Source organism: Pantoea sp. RG18, assembly GCF_025910075.1.
GTDB lineage: Bacteria > Pseudomonadota > Gammaproteobacteria > Enterobacterales > Enterobacteriaceae > Pantoea > Pantoea agglomerans.
In genome coordinates this window covers 121818-141274 of sequence record NZ_JAPCIL010000017.1, presented here as the reverse complement: position 1 = coordinate 141274, position 19457 = coordinate 121818, and the positions used below count along the sequence as shown (strand labels likewise).

At 58.0% G+C, this 19457-nt stretch carries 18 protein-coding genes; 4 read left to right on the top strand and 14 right to left on the bottom strand.

Annotated features, from left to right (window positions below; all coding sequences use genetic code 11):
* Position 1: 1 nt before the first annotated feature.
* Positions 2-2077: a 4-alpha-glucanotransferase gene (gene malQ / locus OK409_RS19585; RefSeq protein WP_264367365.1), complete on the top strand. Its 2076-nt coding sequence runs from the start codon at positions 2-4 to the stop codon at positions 2075-2077.
* 187 nt (positions 2078-2264) lie between these two features.
* Here malQ and OK409_RS19580 read toward each other — a convergent pair whose 3' ends face one another.
* From OK409_RS19580 to malK, 6 genes are all read right to left on the bottom strand, one after another.
* The gene (locus OK409_RS19580) at positions 2265-2735 is read right to left on the bottom strand and encodes a type II toxin-antitoxin system YhaV family toxin (RefSeq protein ID WP_264367364.1); all 471 of its coding nucleotides are present in this window, start codon (positions 2733-2735) and stop codon (positions 2265-2267) included.
* 6 nt (positions 2736-2741) lie between these two features.
* Complete coding sequence (locus tag OK409_RS19575) at positions 2742-3086, bottom strand: type II toxin-antitoxin system PrlF family antitoxin (protein WP_163638796.1); 345 nt, start codon at positions 3084-3086, stop codon at positions 2742-2744.
* A gap of 99 nt (positions 3087-3185) precedes the next feature.
* The gene (locus OK409_RS19570) at positions 3186-3401 is read right to left on the bottom strand and encodes a type II toxin-antitoxin system Phd/YefM family antitoxin (RefSeq protein ID WP_264367363.1); all 216 of its coding nucleotides are present in this window, start codon (positions 3399-3401) and stop codon (positions 3186-3188) included.
* 188 nt (positions 3402-3589) lie between these two features.
* Complete coding sequence (gene malM, locus OK409_RS19565) at positions 3590-4528, bottom strand: maltose operon protein MalM (protein WP_264367362.1); 939 nt, start codon at positions 4526-4528, stop codon at positions 3590-3592.
* A gap of 102 nt (positions 4529-4630) precedes the next feature.
* Positions 4631-5932, bottom strand: coding sequence for a maltoporin (locus OK409_RS19560; RefSeq protein WP_264367361.1), 1302 nt, complete (start codon positions 5930-5932; stop codon positions 4631-4633).
* Between the two features lie 43 nt (positions 5933-5975).
* A complete protein-coding gene (malK, locus tag OK409_RS19555) occupies positions 5976-7085 on the bottom strand; it encodes a maltose/maltodextrin ABC transporter ATP-binding protein MalK (protein ID WP_010247360.1) in 1110 nt (369 codons plus the stop codon).
* A gap of 362 nt (positions 7086-7447) precedes the next feature.
* Between malK and malE the strand changes: the two genes are divergently transcribed.
* The 3 genes from malE (at position 7448) to malG (ending at position 11260) form a co-directional block, all read left to right on the top strand.
* Complete coding sequence (gene malE, locus OK409_RS19550; protein WP_199252833.1) at positions 7448-8638, top strand: maltose/maltodextrin ABC transporter substrate-binding protein MalE; 1191 nt, start codon at positions 7448-7450, stop codon at positions 8636-8638.
* Between the two features lie 57 nt (positions 8639-8695).
* A complete protein-coding gene (gene malF / locus OK409_RS19545) occupies positions 8696-10219 on the top strand; it encodes a maltose ABC transporter permease MalF (RefSeq protein ID WP_264367360.1) in 1524 nt (507 codons plus the stop codon).
* A gap of 150 nt (positions 10220-10369) precedes the next feature.
* Positions 10370-11260 carry a maltose ABC transporter permease MalG gene (gene malG / locus OK409_RS19540; RefSeq protein WP_010247369.1) on the top strand — a complete coding sequence of 297 codons (891 nt, stop codon included), beginning with the start codon at positions 10370-10372 and terminating at the stop codon, positions 11258-11260.
* Between the two features lie 86 nt (positions 11261-11346).
* Here malG and OK409_RS19535 read toward each other — a convergent pair whose 3' ends face one another.
* The 8 genes from OK409_RS19535 to OK409_RS19500 form a co-directional block, all read right to left on the bottom strand.
* On the bottom strand, positions 11347-11955 hold the full coding sequence (locus OK409_RS19535; RefSeq protein WP_062759185.1) for a TetR/AcrR family transcriptional regulator: 609 nt from the start codon (positions 11953-11955) through the stop codon (positions 11347-11349).
* Positions 11945-12547 carry an NAD(P)H-dependent oxidoreductase gene (locus tag OK409_RS19530; RefSeq protein ID WP_250328236.1) on the bottom strand — a complete coding sequence of 201 codons (603 nt, stop codon included), beginning with the start codon at positions 12545-12547 and terminating at the stop codon, positions 11945-11947. Before OK409_RS19530 ends, OK409_RS19535 begins: the two co-directional genes overlap by 11 nt.
* A gap of 97 nt (positions 12548-12644) precedes the next feature.
* Positions 12645-13715, bottom strand: a complete 1071-nt coding sequence (locus tag OK409_RS19525; protein WP_182500458.1) for an iron-containing alcohol dehydrogenase family protein — start codon at positions 13713-13715, stop codon at positions 12645-12647.
* A gap of 9 nt (positions 13716-13724) precedes the next feature.
* On the bottom strand, positions 13725-14393 hold the full coding sequence (locus OK409_RS19520) for a methionine ABC transporter permease (protein WP_022624728.1): 669 nt from the start codon (positions 14391-14393) through the stop codon (positions 13725-13727).
* Positions 14381-15169: a methionine ABC transporter ATP-binding protein gene (locus OK409_RS19515; protein ID WP_010670747.1), complete on the bottom strand. Its 789-nt coding sequence runs from the start codon at positions 15167-15169 to the stop codon at positions 14381-14383. Before OK409_RS19515 ends, OK409_RS19520 begins: the two co-directional genes overlap by 13 nt.
* On the bottom strand, positions 15162-15965 hold the full coding sequence (locus OK409_RS19510; RefSeq protein WP_010670746.1) for a MetQ/NlpA family ABC transporter substrate-binding protein: 804 nt from the start codon (positions 15963-15965) through the stop codon (positions 15162-15164). Before OK409_RS19510 ends, OK409_RS19515 begins: the two co-directional genes overlap by 8 nt.
* Positions 15966-15987: 22 nt before the next feature.
* Positions 15988-17007, bottom strand: coding sequence for an isopenicillin N synthase family dioxygenase (locus tag OK409_RS19505; RefSeq protein WP_033760224.1), 1020 nt, complete (start codon positions 17005-17007; stop codon positions 15988-15990).
* Positions 17008-17138: 131 nt separating this feature from the next.
* The gene (locus OK409_RS19500; RefSeq protein WP_264367359.1) at positions 17139-19454 is read right to left on the bottom strand and encodes a molybdopterin-dependent oxidoreductase; all 2316 of its coding nucleotides are present in this window, start codon (positions 19452-19454) and stop codon (positions 17139-17141) included.
* Positions 19455-19457 lie beyond the last annotated feature (3 nt).

Below are 19457 nucleotides of genomic sequence, written 5' to 3'. Positions count from 1 at the left end.
CATGAAAACAGATCCGGTTATGGACGATTTCTCCCGGGCGGGCATCGCCGCTGAGTATATCAATGCTCACGGCAAGCCACAGGCGATCCCGACCCTGACCCGCCAGCGTTTGCTGGCGGTGATGCAGCCTTCCCATCCGCTGAGCACGCCGCTGCCACCGGTGGTGATTTTTCGCAGCGGCGATCTTCTGAGCCTGTCGCCACAGCTCGCTGACGATGCCCACTGGCATCTCACCAGTGAAGCGGGTGAAATCAGCTCAGGTCGCTGCCAGCCCTCTCAGCCGCTGCATCTGCCGCCGCTGCCTGAAGGCTATCATGAGCTGACGCTGCAACAGGGTGCGCAGCAGTGGTCGTGCCGGATAATAATTGCCCCGGCCCGCTGTTATGAACCCCCGGCCCTGCTGGCAGGTGAGTCAATATGGGGCGCCTGCGTGCAGCTCTATACCCTGCGCTCGGCGGAGAACTGGGGAATCGGCGACTTTGGCGATCTGCGCCGGATGCTGCCGGAGGTAGCCGCACGCGGCGGCGCGTTTATCGGTCTTAACCCTATCCATGCGCTGTTTCCCTCCAGCCCGGAGAGTGCCAGCCCTTACAGCCCCTCGTCCCGGCGCTGGCTTAATGTGCTCTACATCGATGTGGGCGCAGTCGCTGACTTCCGGCAGAGCGCTGCCGCTCAGGCCTGGTGGCAACGTCCGGAAACAGAACAGGCGCTGGAACAGGCTCGCGCAGCAGATTGGGTGGATTATGCGGCGGTGACCCGGCTGAAAATTGCCGCGCTGAGACTGGCGTGGCCGCAGTTTACTCAGCGTGACGCCAGCGATTCCGAGGTGCAGGCGTTTAATGGATTTATACGTGAAGGAGGCGAGAGTCTTCAGCATCAGGCGCTGTTTGATGCGCTGCACGCCGATCAGATAGCACAGGATAGTGATCGCTGGGGCTGGCCGGTGTGGCCGGAGGCGTTGCAGGATCCCGGCAGTCCGGCCGTGCAGGCCTTCCTGCAACAGCACGCCGATCAGGTGCGCTTCTGGCTCTGGCTGCAGTGGCTGGCCGCGAAGCAGTTTGCCGACTGCTGGGACATCTGCCAGCAGCAGCAGATGCCGATTGGACTTTACCGCGATCTGGCGGTGGGTGTTGCGCAGGGTGGTGCAGAGACCTGGAGCGAGCGCGATCTCTACTGCATGGATGCCAGCATCGGTGCGCCGCCCGATATTCTCGGCCCGCGCGGCCAGGACTGGGGATTGCCGCCCATGGATCCGCAGGTGATGCGTCAGCGCGCCTGGGAGCCGTGGATCGCCCTGCTGCGCGCTAACATGCGGCACTGCGGCGCACTGCGCATTGACCATGTGATGGCGCTAATGCGGCTGTGGTGGATTCCGGCCGGTGATAGCGCGATGCACGGTGCCTACGTGCACTATCCCATCGACGATCTGCTGGCGATTCTGGCGCTGGAAAGTCAGCGTCATCGCTGCATGGTAATTGGCGAAGATCTCGGTACGGTGCCGGAAGCGATTGTCGATAAGCTGCGTGATGGCGGGGTCTACTCCTATAAGGTGCTCTATTTTGAGCAGGAGTCAGCCCACAGTTTTCGTCCGCCCGCCGAATGGCCACGACAGGCAATGGCGGTCGCGACCACTCACGATCTTCCGACGCTGCGTGGCTGGTGGCAGAGCGATGATTTGACCACCGGCGCACAACTCGGCCTCTATCCCGACAAAGTGGTGCTGGCCGGGCTATATCAGGATCGGCTGCGAGCGAAGCAGGCGCTGCTGCAGAGTCTGCATCGCGTTGGTGCCCTGCCGAAACGTGCCGGACGCGATGCACGTCGCACCGGCATGAGCAAGGCATTAAACCGGGCGATGCAGCGCTATCTGGCTGACAGTCACAGCGCCCTGCTGGGACTGCAACCGGAGGACTGGCTGGATATGGCGACGCCGGTCAATATTCCGGGCACCAGCGATGAATATCCGAACTGGCGACGCAAGCTCAGCGCCACGCTGGAAACGCTGTTCAGCGATCCTGCCACTGACACGCTGCTGCGTGATCTGACGGCACGCCGGAAGCGACTACTGCGCAATTGAAGGTCAACGCGCGACTCAGACTCGTCTCTGACGCAGCCTGTTTTACATCATTTTCAGTTATTACAGCGTGCGGGCCGGCAACGGCTCGCACTCTGCTACTGTAATCAGCGCCTCTCAACAGTGATAAGATCACCCTGAGCACGAGCGTCTGAAAAGCACACCGGATTCTGTTCAGGATTTAATGAACTTAAGAATTTATCTTCGCCCAATCCTGAGATTGCTTTAACAGCAATGCCCAGTCGTCAGGTGGATAGCCGTTATGCAACATTCCTGAAAATACTTTATAGGCGTCACGCTTACTGCCATAAGCACGTTTGGTCTCAGCGTCATTCATCCATGCAAGGATGATGGTTTTATGTTGCTCGCTGAATCTAAAGAACAAACGATACTGCATCAAAAACTTTGCACGGAACCAATGCTTATTTTGTTCTCCCAGCGTATCGCCCTGGCGAAACTTTGCCTGATGTGGATCGGCGCAAATCTCACTATTGATAACTTTAAACACAGCGGCTAAAAGCTTCGTCGTCGCTTTTCGCTGGTAACTTTCAGGATATTTAGCCCTGAGTAACTCCACTTCATTGGTCAGCGCAATCAGCTGCGATTCAAAACAGGGAGGAACATAAACGTGCCATCCATTTATAACCGTGCTGTCTTCCATACTTAATTACTCATCGTCCATGAGTGGAGCATCCAAATCAACGTCCATACCTTCGGTCAACGATGTAATGCGAGTTAATAATCCTCGATCCAGCATTTTAATATTTGCAGCCGTGTTGCGCCTGTCAGCAGGAAGAAAACTCAGAAAGCTCGCCTTCACTGGAGCATCATCAGCCACCGTTTCCTGACGGGTAATAAGGACTTTGCCGCCCTGCAGAACAGCGTATTCGATATTCTCACCAGGTTGCAGATTCATCGCATCACGAACTGCGGCAGGGATGGTGGTCTGTCCGCGGGCTGTCAGTTTTGATGAAGCACGCAGAGAGATGTTTGCATGAGTCAGAGTTCCCATCGTGGATTCTCACTATTATTAACCAGGATAAGTCAGCAGTGATGCAGTTACATTGGTAATGCAAATGCATTGATCGCGATAAGAGCGAATGTTTTGTTACTAAGTCTTCATTAAAAGTTTCTGATTATGCTTTTCCGTATCGCCTGAAAAATTGGCGCCCTGTTTTATTTCCTGCCAGATATCAAACTCTTCGCGACTGATAAGCACAGCAGCAGAGCCGCCCCGGCGGGTGATAATCACAGGCTCACCCGCCCTCACGATATCCATGATTTCAGCAAGATATTTTCGGGCCTGTGTTGTCGTGTAACTTCGCATATAGCCTCCAGAAAAGTCATCCCTGAAACAGCTTAGTTAGCCTATATTCATCAAACGCTATTGCCCACAGCATGACTTACGCAATGCGTAAAACCACGCAAAAAAATCATGCAATCAGGAGCTCTGTAACAAAAAAAGGTGCGCCGCAGCGCACCAGATGGAACAACATCAGTATTGTCGGGGCATTTTCACCCCTTGCCTTTAACACTACTGATAAAGGTCTGCCGGGCAGAGGTGGAACCCAGCCGCTCGGCTTCATCCAGCAGTTTCAGCGCCTTATCGATATTACCGCTGTTCACCGCCTGTCTGATCTTCTGGTTAAAGTAACTCTCGGTATCGCTCATGATCGGTTCCGCACGGGCTTTTGGCGCGGGCGCTGCTGAGGGTGCAGGCGCCGGTGCTGCGCTGTACGCGGACGCCGGTGCGGTATTGCCGACGGTCACCGCGCTCGGGCCGGATGAACCAAACAGCGGCCCGACCAGAATGGATGAGCCGGAGCTGGTCTGCATCTTCAGCTTGATTGTCCCTTCCCGGCTGTGGCGGGCGACGGGATCGGGAATATCCGGTACCGCATGACCGGTGCCCTGGGCGTAGGCCTTGGCCGGGTCAAGCAGCGTGGTGGTTTGTGTCAGATCGCTGTCGGTGGTGAACACCAGCAGGTAGATTTTTTGCTGACCCAGCGCCGGGGTTAATTTCATCACCCCTTCCAGTCGATCTGCCGCCATCACGCCCGGCTTCTGATAGGTAAAGTAGCGGCTGGGAAACCAGGCCGCGGGACGCAGGTTTTCATCCAGCACCAGCACGTTCGGTGCGAAAACCTGACCGTTCGCCACTTCACTGCTCAGCGTCAGCGTCAGTTCGCCGATATTGGCGGGCAGACTATAGGCCGCGACCGGACCGGCAATGTGTGGCGCATTCAGCGTCTGTCCGCTGTTAGCGATTTTTGTGGTCTGTGTCTGAGAAGCAGCCAGCGGTTGCCAGCTCAGGCGTTGCAGTGTTTCGGGTGCCACGACTGGTGCGGACGAGAGATCCTGCGGCACCAGATTGACATCCGCCAGGGCGGGAAGCACGTGTCCTGTCAGTAACGCGGCACTCAGGCAGAGTGCAGCCAGTTTTTTCATTTTCATTATGTCTACCTTATTGCAGGTCGCGGCGTGAACCAGGCAATGGCACACCGCGACCAAAGAGATCCATCAGGCGCAGGCGCACCTGTCAGAAAAGGTGCTGGCTTACCACCAGATTTCCATCTGCGCGCCGAAGGTCACTTCATCGTCTTTACCACGGCTGTTAGTCAGGATGCCGTTGCCGCTGGTGTCCGCAGAGGCGAAGGTGGTGAGATCGCCTGAGTTATCTTTGTTGTAGCCCCATTTTTCATCCCATTTGGCGTAGGTCGCGAACAGACGCAGAGCCGGACGTGACCAGATGCTGTCGCCCGCCTGCCACTGCTGCGCCAGCGTCACTTTGTACTGGCCGTTGCGTTCGTTAGCCTGCTGCGATTTGACGTTGTCGTAGCCCAGTTCCAGCAACGTGCTCATAATCGGCGTCCATTTGTACATCGGGCGCACACCCACGGTGTACCACTCGGTGCCGCGGTTATTGTCCAGATCGATATTCTGGTACATGGCGACGTACATCAGATCCCAGCGTTCGGCCAGTGAGATCGCACCGTGGTCGAGGATGCGGTACATGTCACCATTGTTGTTGAGGCTGGTGCCCTGCGGCACGCCTTTGCCCTGAGAGGTCAGCGCATCGGTGGCATACTGCAGTACGAATTTGTTATAGCCCTTCAGCATGCTCTGGGTATGTTCAGCAGTGAACATCCAGCCATCTTTAGAGGCCCCCTCTTCCAGACGGTAGTCGTCACGGGCATTAGCGCGACCGTAGTCGACACCCAGCTCCAGCACGCCGTTGGTGTTGGTTTCCAGGCCGGCCAGACGCACATCAAACACGTCGTTGGCAGTACTGGTGGCGAAGTCACGGATACGATCGCTGGAGAAGGTGTAAGAGCCGCCCGCTTCAGATGAACGGGTTGCGGCGAAAGAGAGTTTACCGAAGCCGAGATCGACATCTTCCAGACCGGCACCCGGACCGGAAATATCCCAGTAGTAGAAGTCGATCATATGGACGTCATGACGCTGATAGAAACGCTTACCGGCCCAGATGGTAGAGCCTGGCAGCGCGTCGATCAGGTTTTTACCTTTTACGTTGGCTTCACGGAAGGCGGGCGATGTGGCTTCCCAGTCATTCTGCTGTGCCACGGAGTAAGCCACGTTGGTGTCGAAATAGAAGCTTTTGTCGCCCTCTTTCCACACTTCCTGGCCTAATTTCAGTTCGGCATAGGTTTCACATTCGTTGCCCAGACGGTATTTACTTTGGGCACCGGTGGCCTGGAAACATTGCTGTTCACCACCGCTGCCGGTCCAGCCAATGCCGGAACGGGCGTAACCGGTAAAATCAACCGCCATCGTCGGGGCGGAGAGGGTTCCCACCGCGACGGCAAAGGCGATGGGAAGTTTGCGCAGAGTTAACATTTTCTATCTCCTGAGGTCATTGCTTTTATTGTTTTTGGCAGGGCTATACACCCGGCTCCTGATACAGCCTGCGGCACGCGCTCCCGTCCTCGCGGAACAGGTGACAACGCTCGGGCGGCAGGCCAATACCGAGGATGGCGCCCTCTTTTACCAGCACGACGTCCTCCTGGCGGTAAACCAGGTTCTGACGGATAGCGGGAATCTCGATGTGGATCTGTGTTTCATGCCCCAGCTGTTCCACCACCTGCACTTCCCCTTCCAGGGTGACGTCGGCGATATCGCTGGAGAGCAGATGTTCCGGGCGAATACCCAGTGACATGTTGCTGCCGACCTGCACACCGGCGCTGTCAACCGGCAGCCAGACCAGCTGCTGATTCGGCAGCCGCACCTGAACCTGATCGATGGCGGTGGCGGTCACTTTGACCGGCAGGAAATTCATTTTTGGTGAGCCGATAAATCCGGCGACAAAGCGGTTGGCGGGATAGTGGTAGAGCTCAAGCGGCTTGCCGACCTGCGCAATGCGTCCGGCATCCAGCACCACGATTTTGTCGGCCAGCGTCATCGCTTCGATCTGATCGTGGGTCACGTAAATCATGGTGCGCTTCAGGCGCTTATGCAGACGGGAGATCTCAATGCGCATCTGAACGCGCAGCGCGGCGTCAAGGTTCGACAGTGGTTCATCCAGCAGGAAGACGCGCGGTTCCGCCACCAGCGTGCGGCCAATCGCCACGCGCTGACGCTGCCCGCCAGAGAGGGCTTTAGGACGGCGATCGAGCAGATGCGCCAGTTGCAGAATCTCCGCCACCTGATTAACCCGCTGCTGGATCTCCGCTTTTTTCACCCCGGCCAGTTTCAGGCCAAAAGACATGTTCTCCGCCACCGACAGATGGGGATAGAGCGCATAGGACTGAAACACCATGCCGATGCCGCGTTCGGCGGGCGGCACTTCATTCATGCGCCGGTCGCCGATTAACAGCTCGCCGCTGGTGATGGTCTCCAGTCCGGCAATCATGCGCAGCAGTGTCGATTTGCCACAGCCTGATGGGCCGACGAAAACAACAAATTCCCCTTCACGAATAGTGAGATCGATATCTTTCGACACCACCGTATCGCCCCAGGCTTTCGTGACATTGCGTAACACAACGCTCGCCATGATCCCTTCCCTCTTAGCTGCATAGTCGTGTCTGCCCAGCGGCAGACGAGTTCCGGGGCTCACTATGCGAGAGGAAACTGGCGGTAACATCCTCCACCCCACTGCATTCCGCTGGGGGAGGAGGCGGGAGGAGGAGAAACGCGGTCTGACGCCACGACCCGCGCGCTGCCGCGCTTTTTTGTGATCGCTAACGCAGACCCGCAGGAATTTTTGCCGCGTAAGCGCCCGCTTAAAGGGCTTTTTGCCAGCGCGATCACAGCGGCAGGTCGAGGGGCGTAGAGCAGAGGAGGATGAGAAGCCGTGGCGGATAAGCACAATGATGCCGGTAAAGCATTCACCACTTCCGCTAACAGGATGGATTTATGACGATGAAAACCGGAGCAAGAATTCTGGCCCTTTCTGCCCTCTCTGCCGTGCTCTTTTCGGCAAGCGCGATGGCAAAAATTGAGGAAGGTAAACTGGTCATCTGGATCAACGGTGACAAGGGCTACAACGGCCTTGCCGAAGTGGGTAAGAAATTTGAGCAGGAGACCGGCATCAAAGTTACGGTCGAACATCCTGACAAAATGGAAGAGAAGTATCCGCAGGTCGCAGCGACCGGCGATGGCCCGGATATTATCTTCTGGGCACATGACCGTTTCGGCGGCTATGCGCAGTCCGGCCTGCTGGCAGAGATCACGCCGGATGCCAGCTTCCGCGAGAAGATTTTCCCGTTCACCTGGGACGCGGTGCGCTTCGACGGCAAGCTGATTGGCTACCCGATTTCCGTTGAGTCGCTGTCACTGATCTACAACAAGAAACTGCTGCCGAACCCGCCAAAAACCTGGGAAGAGATCGCCGGTCTCGACAAGCAACTGCGTGCCAAAGGCAAAAGCGCCATCATGTTTAACCTGCAGGAGCCCTACTTCACCTGGCCGCTGCTGGCCGCAGGCGGGGCTTACGCCTTTAAGCTCACCGACGGACATTATGACGTGAAGGATGTCGGCGTCGATAACGCCGGGGCCAAAACGGGCATGCAGTTCCTGGTCGATCAGGTTAAAGCCAAGACCCTGAATGCGGACACCGATTATTCGATTGCTGAGGCCGCCTTTAACAAAGGCGAAACCGCCATGACCATTAATGGTCCGTGGGCGTGGGGCAACCTCGACAAGAGCGGCATCGACTATGGCGTCACCGAATTGCCAACCCTGAACGGTAAACCGTCGAAAGCCTTTGTCGGCGTGCTGAGTGCCGGGATCAACGCCGCCAGTCCTAACAAAGAGCTGGCGAAAGAGTTCCTGGAGAATTATCTGCTGACTGACACCGGTCTGGATGCGGTCAACAAAGATAAGCCGCTGGGTGCTGTGGCGCTGAAATCTTTCCAGCAGACGCTGGAAAAAGATTCGCGTATCGCCGCCACCATGAACAACGCCCGTCAGGGTGACATCATGCCGAATATCCCGCAGATGGCGGCATTCTGGTATGCGATGCGCACCGCTACCCTGAACGCGCTGGGCGGTCGTCAGAGCGTCGACGCCGCACTGAAAGATGCTCAGGCCCGTCTGAAGAAGTAATTCTCCCCTTGCAGCCGGGGCAACCCGGCTTGAGTGACCGTTAAGGAAAACCGCATCATGTCAGGAAAACCGAAAACGCGCAGTGTGCTGTTGAAAAGCGTTCTCATCGGGATCTGCTGTCTGCTGGTCGGCTATCTGCTGGTGCTGATGTACGCGCAGGGCGAATATCTGTTTGCGCTGCTGACGCTGATCCTCAGTGCGACCGGACTGTGGATTTTTGCTAACCGTCGCGCCTATGCGTGGCGTTATGTCTATCCCGGCGTAGCGGGAATGGCGCTGTTTGTACTGTTCCCTCTCGCCTGCACGATTGCCATTGCCTTTACCAACTACAGCAGCAGCAACCAGCTCACCTTTGAACGGGCGCAGCAGGTTTTGCTGGGCCGCACCTTCCAGTCGGGTGAAGCAGTCAGTTTTTCTCTTTTCCCGGCCGGCGATCGCTGGCAGCTGGTGCTGAATGATGGCAAAGACTATGTTTCACCGCCGTTTCAGTTTGGCGCTGAACAGACACTGAAAATGGCCCCTGCCACACCACCTTCAGGTGAACGGGCAAACTTCAGAGCGATCACGACCCATCGTCAGGCACTGAGCCAGATCCGGGCTGAACTGCCGGATGGTCGTCAGTTGCGGATGAGTTCGCTGCGCCAGTTCTCCGGCACCCAGCCGCTCTATCGGGTGGGTGCGCAGGATGAGCTGATCAATCAGCAGAGCAACGCGCGCTATCGCGCTAATCCGCAGACCGGTTTCTACCAGGCGATTAACGCCGACGGCAGTTGGGCGAACGAAACCCTGAGTCCCGGCTTTACCGTGAATACCGGCTGGAAAAACTTCGTGCGGGTGTTTACTGACGAAGGGATTCAGAAGCCGTTCCTGGCGATATTTGGCTGGACGCTACTCTTCTCGCTGATCACCGTGGTGCTGACCGTCGCGGTGGGCATGGTGCTGGCGTGTCTGGTGCAGTGGGAGGCGTTGCGCGGCAAAGCGGTCTATCGGGTAATGCTGATTCTGCCCTATGCCGTGCCGGCGTTTATCTCGATCCTGATTTTCAAGGGGTTGTTCAACCAGAGCTTTGGTGAAATCAACGTGATGCTCAGCGCGCTGTTTGGCGTGAAGCCGGCCTGGTTCAGCGACCCGACGCTGGCGCGCACCATGCTGATTATCGTCAATACCTGGCTCGGCTACCCCTACATGATGATCCTCTGCATGGGCCTGCTGAAGGCAATTCCGGACGATCTCTATGAAGCCTCGGCGATGGACGGTGCGGGACCGCTGCAGAACTTCTTCCTGATTACTCTGCCGCTGCTGCTGAAACCACTGATGCCGCTGATGATCGCCAGCTTTGCCTTTAACTTTAATAACTTTGTGCTGGTGCAGTTACTCACCAACGGCGGGCCGGATCGCCTCGGCACCACCACGCCAGCCGGTTACACCGATTTGCTGGTGAACTACACCTGGCGTATCGCCTTTGAAGGCGGCGGCGGGCAGGACTTTGGGCTGGCCGCCGCTATCGCCACGCTGATCTTCCTGCTGGTGGGTGCGCTGGCGGTGATTAACCTGAAAGCCTCGCGGATGCAATTCGACTAAGCGCCTGGCCCGACTGGCGTCATGGTTGCAGGCAGTCCGGACGCGAAGAGCGTGGAACAACCGGAACCTGGGAGGTGAGGATTGTGAGCACTGCCCGGGTTCAGACTGACAAATAAAATAGCCTGATGGACCAGGCTCTGAGGAGTTGTTATGGCTATGGTACAACCGAAATCGCAACGGCTGCGTCTGTTCACCACGCATCTGCTGCTGCTGTTATTTATCGCGGCGATTCTCTTTCCCCTGCTGATGGTGATTGCGATTTCGCTGCGTGCCGGGAACTTCGCCACCGGCAGCCTGATCCCGGAGCAGATCTCGTGGGAGCACTGGCGTCTGGCGCTGGGTTTCAGCGTGGAACATGCGGATGGCCGGGTGACACCGCCGCCCTTCCCGGTGCTGCTCTGGTTATGGAACTCGATCAAGATTGCGGCAATCAGTGCGCTGGGCATCGTGGCGCTCTCTACCACCTGCGCCTATGCCTTTGCCCGTATGCGCTTTACCGGCCGTGCCAGCCTGCTGAAAGGGATGCTGATATTCCAGATGTTCCCGGCGGTGCTGTCGCTGGTGGCGCTCTATGCCCTGTTTGATCGTCTCGGCCAGTATCTGCCCTTTATCGGGCTGAATACCCACGGTGGGGTGATCTTCGCCTATCTGGGCGGTATCGCGCTGCATGTCTGGACCATCAAAGGCTATTTCGAGACTATCGACGGGTCACTGGAAGAGGCCGCCGCGCTGGATGGCGCAACGCCGTGGCAGGCGTTCCGGCTGGTGCTGCTGCCGCTGTCGGTGCCGATTCTGGCGGTGGTGTTTATTCTGGCGTTTATCGCCGCGGTGACTGAAGTGCCGGTCGCCTCGCTGCTGCTGCGCGATGTAAACAGCTACACCCTGGCGGTCGGAATGCAGCAGTACCTCAATCCGCAGAACTATCTGTGGGGCGATTTCGCCGCTGCGGCGGTGCTCTCCGCGATTCCGATCACCCTGGTTTTCCTGCTGGCGCAGCGCTGGCTGGTGAGCGGTTTAACCGCGGGCGGGGTGAAAGGCTAAAACGATCATCATTGTACGTTGCCACTACTTACACAACGCCTGTTGTGGTTGAAGGATTCGGCGGCCTGCGGGCCGCCTTTTTTATGCTAATCCGATTCCGACGCACGGCTGCCTGCCACCAGCGCCACGACCATGGCAGTGATCGCCTGCTCTCCTTCCGGTTTGCTGACATCGCCGCGTGCCACCGCGCCTGCGATGGCATCCGCGCCCCCCAGCAAGCCCCACATGCCTGCTTCCGGAATACCGCTGCTGCCTGCCAGAGGGGCAAACCAGCGCTGACAGCGGGCGATAAAATCGAGCTGATAGTGGCGTTTGACGGCAGCCAGTTCCGGTGAGGTGCTGAGCGCTGACAGCAACTCCGGAATCTCACGCCCCTCCGTCATCACACAATCCACATAACAGGCCGCAAGCACTTCCGCTTTTTGTTGCATCACCATCGGTGCGGCATTCATCGCCGCTTCCATCTTTTCGGTCTGGCGACGATCAAAATCGTCATACAACGCCGCCAGCAATCCATGACGGGTGGTGAAGTGGTCATAAACCACCGGTTTACTGACCCCCGCCGCGTCGCCGACTCTGGCCAGCGTCAGTGCCTCGCTGCCTTCGGTTTGCATTATCTGCCACGCGACGTCTGACAACTGCCTGCGTCGTGCTTCGCGTGACAGCCGCTTACGGGGTGTTTTTTCAACGGTCATGTTTTTCCTGATGGGCGAACAGACGCTGGCCCAGTTGATGCGCCAGCTGATAGTGTGACTCAGGATAACCTTCATCGCCGCTAAGCAACAGTTCACTGGTCACCACCGGTGCACCGCAATAGTCAAAGATGCCGTGATCGATCTGATTCCGCATGCTGGCGAAATAGCCGCGCCGCAGAAAGGTTCGGGTGTCAGCCGCGCCAATCGCAACCAGATGCACAGGAAGATGGCCGAGGCGTTTTACGATATGGCCATCCTGCTCATCAAAGGCCCAGCCCGCGATGAAGACGCGGTCTATCCAGCCTTTAAGCTGTGCCGGAAATGACCACCAGTAGACCGGATAGACCAGCACCAGCGCATCGGCACGATCCAGCCGCTGCTGTTCTGCCAGCACATCGGGCGGCGTCGGTGCCAGACCGTTGAAATGTCTGTGATCGCTGAGCGTAAAACGTGGATCAAACCCTTCTGCCGCCAGATCGGCCTTTTCAGCCGTATGGTGGCCTGTCGCGATAATGCCCAGCGCCAGCTGGTCCGCCACGCGGTGAGTGTGAGCGTCCTGATTGGGATGGGAAGTCACTATTAATGCATGCATCGTCGTCACCTTACCTGATTAGTCATTAAGCTACTAAAGGTAAGTTACTATTGGTAGGTTAGCAAGCGGCGGCCACTGATCGATTCGCTGACCGCACTTACTGTTTAAACGCAGATGTCGCCAGCAAGGCCTGCTCCAGCAGAGGGTGATCGAACGTAAAGGGAAGGTGCGCCAGGCTGGCGGAGGGGAAATGGATCTGCTGCGCAATCTCTCTTACCCTGTCCGCGTTAATCGCCGCAGGCAGCGTCAGGGGAGAGTGGAAACGGCGCAGCAGCGCCAGCAGTTCAGGCTCCACCTGCTTACCCTGCTGTTCAATCCAGGATTGTACCAGCAAGCTGAAGCCGACCTTTTCACCATGCAGCCAGTGATGCAGCTCTGGCTGGTGAGTCAGGCGATCGTGGATGATATGGGCAAAACCGGGGGTTGCCATCTCATCCTGAATACTGTTAGCCAGCCCCGCCAGCACAATGTTGGCTTCAATCACTTTCTCCAGCGCCGGGGTGACCTGCTGCCTGATGTTATCGGCCACCGCCGTGTCTCCCCAGCGTTTCAGCACCGTCACCGCCTGCCAGGCGGCTGCGACTTTAAGATCCAGCGCCAGCTGGTGCGGCGTCTGTCGCTGATAAGGCTCAAATTCAAACCATTTGGCCAGCGCATCCACGATCCCGGCCCGCAGATAGCGTACCTCGCTGCGGGCGATAACCTCGCTGTCCACCAGAATCCGCTCCGGCATGGCATTAAGCGGCTGGCTGCGCAGATGGCCGCCGCGCTCATCATAGATAATCGCCAGCGGAGACCAGGCGGCACAGGTGGCGGCCAGCGTGGCGAAGTTCACCAGCCGGATATCCGGCAGCGCGTCGTTGACCGCTTTGGCGCAGTCCAGCACCCGCCCGCCGCCGACTGCCAGAATCAGGGTAGCGCCGTGCGTCTGCACCTGCTGTTGCAGGGCAGCAATCGCCGCGTCGGTACACTCACCGGTCAGGGTGTCGAGCTGCCAGCGGATCCCCGCCCGTTCCAGACTTATGCTCATGTCAGGATTCACCGCCTGCCAGGCCCGCGGCGAGGTGAAGATGTGAATATGCGAGGCAAGCGGCCGGATAATTTCTCCCACCCCGGCCCGCAGCCCTGGCCGTTGCAGATAGCCTTTCGGCGACATCACGCGAAACATGGTTGCTCCTTATCGACGATAAGCCAGCGAGCGTACCAGCCGGTCGCCGAGTTTCTGAATCAGCATTACCAGCGCCAGCAGCACCACAATGGTGGCCGCCATGATTTGGTTATCGAAACGCTGATAACCGTAGCGAATCGCCAGATCGCCCAGCCCGCCACCGCCAACCACGCCCGCCATCGCCGAGAAGCCAATCAACATCACAATCGTCAGGGTAACGCCCGCCACCAGCGCGGGAAGCGCTTCCGGCAGCAGCACACGGCTGACGATATGCCACAGGGTACCGCCCATTGATACCACCGCTTCTATGCGGCCGCGGTCGACCTCATCCAGCGCGTTCTCCACGATGCGGGCAAAGAAGGGAAATGCCCCCAGCGTAATCGGCACAATGGCGGCAGTGCTGCCCAGCGTGGTGCCGACCAGCAGACGGGTAAAGGGGATCAGCGCAATCAGCAGCACCACAAATGGCAAGGCGCGTCCGGTATTTACCAGCGTATTCAGCAGCAGTGAAATCGCGCGATTGGGCAGAATGCCTTTTGGCCGGGTCAGAAATAGCAGCACGCCTACCGGCAGCCCTATCGCGACCGTGAAAAGGGCCGCCAGCAACACCATATACAGTGTTTCGCCAGTGGCGTTCAGCAGCAGTTCCTGAAACCGCTCACTACTCATGCTACGCATCGGGTTAACGCCTCACGCTGATATTTTTCGATAAACGCCCGGTCTGCTTCGCCATCCTTCAGCAGCATTTTGCGCAGGCGTCCCTCTTCACGTCCCATGATCTGGCTCAGGCTGCCGCTCTCAACCAGCTGGCCATTCTCAAGCAGCGCCGCCCCGTCACAAATCCGCTTCACCACCGCCATTTCATGGGTGATCAATACAATGGTGATATTGAGCTGCTGCTGAATATCGGCCAGCAGATCGAGAATCGAAGTGGTGGTTTCGGGATCCAGCGCGCTGGTCGCCTCATCGCACAGCAGATAACGGGGTCGGGCGGCCAGCGCGCGGGCGATGCCGACGCGCTGTTTCTGTCCACCGGAGAGCTGCGACGGCCAGGCCGCCGCAAAGGAAGCCAGCCCTACCAGTTTCAGCAGCGATGCGACCCGCTCGCGGCGTTCAGCCGCAGGCACACCGGCAATCTCCAGCGCCAGATCGACGTTGTCCTGCACGTTGCGCGAATGCAGCAGATTGAAGTGCTGGAAGATCATCCCCATCTGCTGTCGCTGCTGACGCAGTTGCGCCAGGCTCATCGCGGCGAGATCCTGCCCGTCAATTTCAATCAGGCCGCTGGTGGGACTCTCCAGCCGATTGAGGCAGCGCAATAGTGTACTTTTTCCCGCTCCGCTCCGACCGAGGATGCCAAAGATGGTCCCTTCTTCGATGGTGAGCGAGATGTCGTCTAACGCTGGCGCAGATGCGCCAGGATACTGTTTGCTGAGATGACTGAGTTTAATCATGCTGCTGGTCCGCAACCGGAATCACTGAGCCCTGATAATTTTTACGGATAAACTCCGCTACCTGCGGCGAGCGCAGATCTTTCGCCAGCTGTAACACGCGGGGATCTTTCGCCAGTTCTGGCGTCGTTACCAGCAGGTTGGCGTAGGGGTTATGTGCTGCAGACTCCAGTCCCAGCGCATCTTTCGCCGGGGTCAGACCTGCTTCCAGCGCGTAGTTGCCGTTGATAATTGCGGCATCCACATCATCCAGCGAGCGTGGCAGCTGCGGCGACTCAATCTCAACGATCTTAATTTTCTTCGGGTTTTCACTGATATCTTTTGGCGTCACCAGCGTCGAACCCGTTTCACCCTGCGCGTTGAGTTTGATCACCCCTTTGTCCTGCAACAGCCAGAGTGCGCGGCTCAGGTTAGTGGTATTGTTCGGTACCGCAATGCTGGCCCCTTCAGGTAGCGCCGCTAAACTTTTCACTTTCCGCGAATAGATACCCAGCGGCTCGATGTGAACACTGGCGGCCACGGCAAAGGTTTTCCCCAGCGCCTTCTCCTGATCTTTCAGGTAAGGCAGATGCTGGAAGTAGTTGGCATCCACATCCCCGGCGGCCAGCAGCTCATTGGCATTCACGCCCCCGCTCAGCTCAACAATTTTGAGATCCAGTTTCGGATCCAGGGTTTTGACATACTCCAGGATTTCCGCATGGGGCAGCGGATCGGCCGCTACGCGCAGCGGCGCGGCCTGTAAACTCTGGGCAATCAGCAGTGAAAGACCGGCAAGGGCCAGAAAGCGCTTTTTAATCATCATCATTTATCTCTTATCGTTATCAGTGGGTGTTGTGTTCGGGGTAGAAACGCCGGGCAACTTCCGGATGCGAACGCAGCCGGCCTTTAAGGTAGTTCCAGCCCACTTCGCGCAGCAGCGGATTAAGCGGATCGCTGCTCGGTCCCTGTGCCAGTTCAGCCAGCTGAGGAGGCAGTTGATAGATCGGCACCACGGCGTCGAGTTGCGCGCCAAGGAAAAAGGCGATGGATAAGCGCTCGCTGCTCTGCGGTGGCGACACCACACGATGCACCGTCGCGCGCAGATAACCGTTGGTCGCCAGCTCCAGCAGCTCGCCAATGTTCACCACAAACGCGCCCGGCAGTGGTGAGGCATCGATCCAGTTGTCCGGCGTCACTTCCACCTGTAAGCCCGGCTGATCGTCCTGCAGTAACATCGTCAGGAAGCCTGAATCTTTGTGCGCGCCAACACCCTGGCGTGATTCGCCCTCCGTGCGGCCCGGATAACGGATCAGTTTGATATGTTCGTTGGGATAGTCGCCATAGAGGTTATCGAAGGCGTTGCGCGGCAGATTCAGTGCCCCGGCAAAGGCGCGCAGCAGCTCCAGCGCCACCGCTGTCATCTGCTGCTGCCAGCGGGTGACCACCGTTTGCAGTTCAGGTAAGGCTTCAGGCCACTGATTCGGCCCCTGCATCCGTTGCCAGGTGGGTGAATCGGCGGTAACGGGCAGCGCTTCCCGTTCCGCACCAATATCAAACTGCTCGCGATAGTCGGGCTGGCTGCGGGTTATTTCCACGCCCGCCAGGTTATAGCCACGAAAATGCGGCGAGTTAGCCATCGCCACCGCGGATTTATCCGCCTGTGGCAGGGCAAAAAATTTCCGCGCGACGTGCTGAACCTCATCTAATAATTCACGGTCGATGCCGTGATTGATTAAATAGAAGAAACCGACATCACGCGCGGCCTGGCTTAATTTTTCCAGGACCTGTTGCTGCTGCTGTTGATTACCTGACAATAATGCGAAATCAATTACCGGCAATTCTGCTGTGGTTAACGCGCTCATGATTGACACTCTGTTGGCATGGAATCGCCTTACACTGCCATTTCATTTATGCGTTAACTACCAACTAATCCTGCTATGGATATGCGACGGATGGGAATATCCCACCACGCCGCGGGCTTTAAACCCGCAGATTACTCTGCGCTCCACGCCACGAATGCCGGCGGTAACCACGCCGTAATCTCAGGCAAAGGCTGCTGAAAAAGCGCAATCTCGACAAAACAGGTCTGCGCGCTGCACCCCTGGCCGAGTCGCGAACTGCCGCTATCATGGGTCAGCACATTGGGATTGCCGTGTTTATCCAGCGGCTGGCCATCCTGCTGATCGAGCGGGTCATACCAGGCGCCGGTCGACATCTGTACGACACCCGGCAGGATATCCTGCGTCAGATGCACGCCCGCCAGCAGCGCGCCGCGTCCGTTAAAGACTTTTACGATGCTGTTCTCCTCAATGCCGCGCGCAGCAGCATCTTCAGGATGCATCCAGAGTGGCTCACGCCCGGCAATTTTGGTGGCCCGGCTGACCCGTCCATGATCGTACTGACTATGCAACCGGGTCCGTGGCTGGCTGGAGAGCAGATGCAACGGCCACTGCTGCTTTTCCTGCTGTTGCGCCTGGTATTCCGGCGCATACCAGCAGGCAAATCCGGGCGCTTCGTCATACCCGAAATCGGCCACCTGCTGAGAAAAAAGCTCGATTTTCCCCGACGGCGTGCTGAGCGGGGCTGACTCCGGGTTATCGCGAAACGCTTTTAGCAGGATCTGCGGCGTCTCCGGCGCGGGATACTCCACCACTCCCTGTGACCAGAACGCCTCAAAGGGCGGCAGTTCGATGCCCTGCGCTGCCGCGCGTGGCCGGGAATCTTCATAGAGTGACTGAAGCCACTGGCGCTCATCCCGTCCCTGCGTAAAGGCGTCAGCAAAACCGAGCCGCTGCGCCAGGGCGGCAAAAATTGCGTAATCCGATTTTGCCTCGCCAAACGGCGGCAGATGCTGCGGCATGGCGATGATAAAACCGTCGTTGCTGGCACTGCCAATATCTTCACGCTCCAGCGACGTGGTCGCAGGCAGCACGATGTCGGCAAATTTTGCCTGCGCCGTCCAGAACTGCTCATGCACAATTACAGTGTCCGGCCGCTGCCAGGCGCGTATCAGCTTGTTGATATCCTGATGATGATGAAAGACATTGCCGCCCGCCCAGTAGACCAGCCGGATGTCGGGATAGACCCGCTGTTGCCCATCAAACTCATAGTGCCCTCCGGGATTGAGCAACATGTCGGCGATGCGTGCCACCGGAATCGTCTCCTGAACCGGATTATGACCGGCGGGCAGACGAGGCCCGGAAAACTGTCGCCGGGCGGCACCGGCCAGATTGGTTGAGGCGTAACCAAAGCCCAGCCCGCCGCCGGGCGTGCCGATCTGACCCAGCAGAGCGCTAGTCGCAACGGTGGCCCAGAAAGCCTGCTCGCCCTGCCGCGCCCGCTGCACTGACCACGCAATATTCACCATCGTTTTATGCGCCGCCATCTGCCGTGCCAACGCACGGATTTCCGCGGCCGCCAGCCCGGTCAGCGGAGCGGCCCATTCTGGCGTTTTAGCTATACCGTCGCGTTCACCCAGCAGGTAGGCGGCATAGTGGTCAAAGCCCACCGTGTAACGTTCTGTGAATGGCGCGTCATAGAGAGATTCAGTAATTAACACCTGCCCGATTGCCAGTAACAGCGCCGTATCGGAGCCGGGCTGTATCGCCAGCCACTCCGCATCCGCCACCCCAGCGAGATCGTTTCTGACCGGACTGATGTTGATAAACCGGGTGCCATTCTGCCGTAGCGTGGTTAACCAATGAGAAAGCGCATGGTCATTAGCCCCGCCGCCATTGACCTGCGCATTGCGCAGCGGCAAACCCCCGATAGCCACAAACAGTTCGCAATGCTCCGCCAGAACCGGCCAATGGGTATGGTGACGTTGTAACTCATCCAGGTTACCAATGATGTGCGGGAGCGTGCGTTCACCGGCCGCAATGCTGTAGGTGTTGGTGCTGGCGGTGTAGCCGCCATAGTGGTTAAAGAAACGATGAAGCTGGCTCTGGGCATGATGGAAACGTCCGGCACTCGACCAGCCGTAAGAGCCGGCGTAGATCGCCTGATTGCCGTGCTCTGTTTTGACACGCTCCAGCTCCTCCGCCACCAGCTGCAACGCAACATCCCAGCTCACCTCCACAAACGGCTCTTTGCCGCGCCCGTTGCGGGATGCGCTTCTGCTCTGGAGATAACCGAGCCTGACGGCCGGATTTTTGACCCGGGTTTCGCTTTGCACCGCGCCCGGTAACGACTGCCCGATCGCAGAGGGATTACGGTCCCACGCCACCGGCCTGACCGACGTCAGCGTGTCCCCATCGGTGGTGACGTGATACGTGCCCCAGTGCATAACGGCTAAATCATTCTTTTTCATGGC

What these genes read in the sequence shown, in the direction of transcription:
- malQ (WP_264367365.1), top strand. Translation starts at nt 2, where the DNA reads ATGAAAACAGATCCGGTTATGGACGATTTCTCCCGGGCGGGCATCGCC.
- OK409_RS19580 (WP_264367364.1), bottom strand. Translation starts at nt 2,735, where the DNA reads ATGGAAGACAGCACGGTTATAAATGGATGGCACGTTTATGTTCCTCCC.
- OK409_RS19575 (WP_163638796.1), bottom strand. Translation starts at nt 3,086, where the DNA reads ATGGGAACTCTGACTCATGCAAACATCTCTCTGCGTGCTTCATCAAAA.
- OK409_RS19570 (WP_264367363.1), bottom strand. Translation starts at nt 3,401, where the DNA reads ATGCGAAGTTACACGACAACACAGGCCCGAAAATATCTTGCTGAAATC.
- malM (WP_264367362.1), bottom strand. Translation starts at nt 4,528, where the DNA reads ATGAAAATGAAAAAACTGGCTGCACTCTGCCTGAGTGCCGCGTTACTG.
- OK409_RS19560 (WP_264367361.1), bottom strand. Translation starts at nt 5,932, where the DNA reads ATGTTAACTCTGCGCAAACTTCCCATCGCCTTTGCCGTCGCGGTGGGA.
- malK (WP_010247360.1), bottom strand. Translation starts at nt 7,085, where the DNA reads ATGGCGAGCGTTGTGTTACGCAATGTCACGAAAGCCTGGGGCGATACG.
- malE (WP_199252833.1), top strand. Translation starts at nt 7,448, where the DNA reads ATGACGATGAAAACCGGAGCAAGAATTCTGGCCCTTTCTGCCCTCTCT.
- malF (WP_264367360.1), top strand. Translation starts at nt 8,696, where the DNA reads ATGTCAGGAAAACCGAAAACGCGCAGTGTGCTGTTGAAAAGCGTTCTC.
- malG (WP_010247369.1), top strand. Translation starts at nt 10,370, where the DNA reads ATGGCTATGGTACAACCGAAATCGCAACGGCTGCGTCTGTTCACCACG.
- OK409_RS19535 (WP_062759185.1), bottom strand. Translation starts at nt 11,955, where the DNA reads ATGACCGTTGAAAAAACACCCCGTAAGCGGCTGTCACGCGAAGCACGA.
- OK409_RS19530 (WP_250328236.1), bottom strand. Translation starts at nt 12,547, where the DNA reads ATGCATGCATTAATAGTGACTTCCCATCCCAATCAGGACGCTCACACT.
- OK409_RS19525 (WP_182500458.1), bottom strand. Translation starts at nt 13,715, where the DNA reads ATGTTTCGCGTGATGTCGCCGAAAGGCTATCTGCAACGGCCAGGGCTG.
- OK409_RS19520 (WP_022624728.1), bottom strand. Translation starts at nt 14,393, where the DNA reads ATGCGTAGCATGAGTAGTGAGCGGTTTCAGGAACTGCTGCTGAACGCC.
- OK409_RS19515 (WP_010670747.1), bottom strand. Translation starts at nt 15,169, where the DNA reads ATGATTAAACTCAGTCATCTCAGCAAACAGTATCCTGGCGCATCTGCG.
- OK409_RS19510 (WP_010670746.1), bottom strand. Translation starts at nt 15,965, where the DNA reads ATGATTAAAAAGCGCTTTCTGGCCCTTGCCGGTCTTTCACTGCTGATT.
- OK409_RS19505 (WP_033760224.1), bottom strand. Translation starts at nt 17,007, where the DNA reads ATGAGCGCGTTAACCACAGCAGAATTGCCGGTAATTGATTTCGCATTA.
- OK409_RS19500 (WP_264367359.1), bottom strand. Translation starts at nt 19,454, where the DNA reads ATGAAAAAGAATGATTTAGCCGTTATGCACTGGGGCACGTATCACGTC.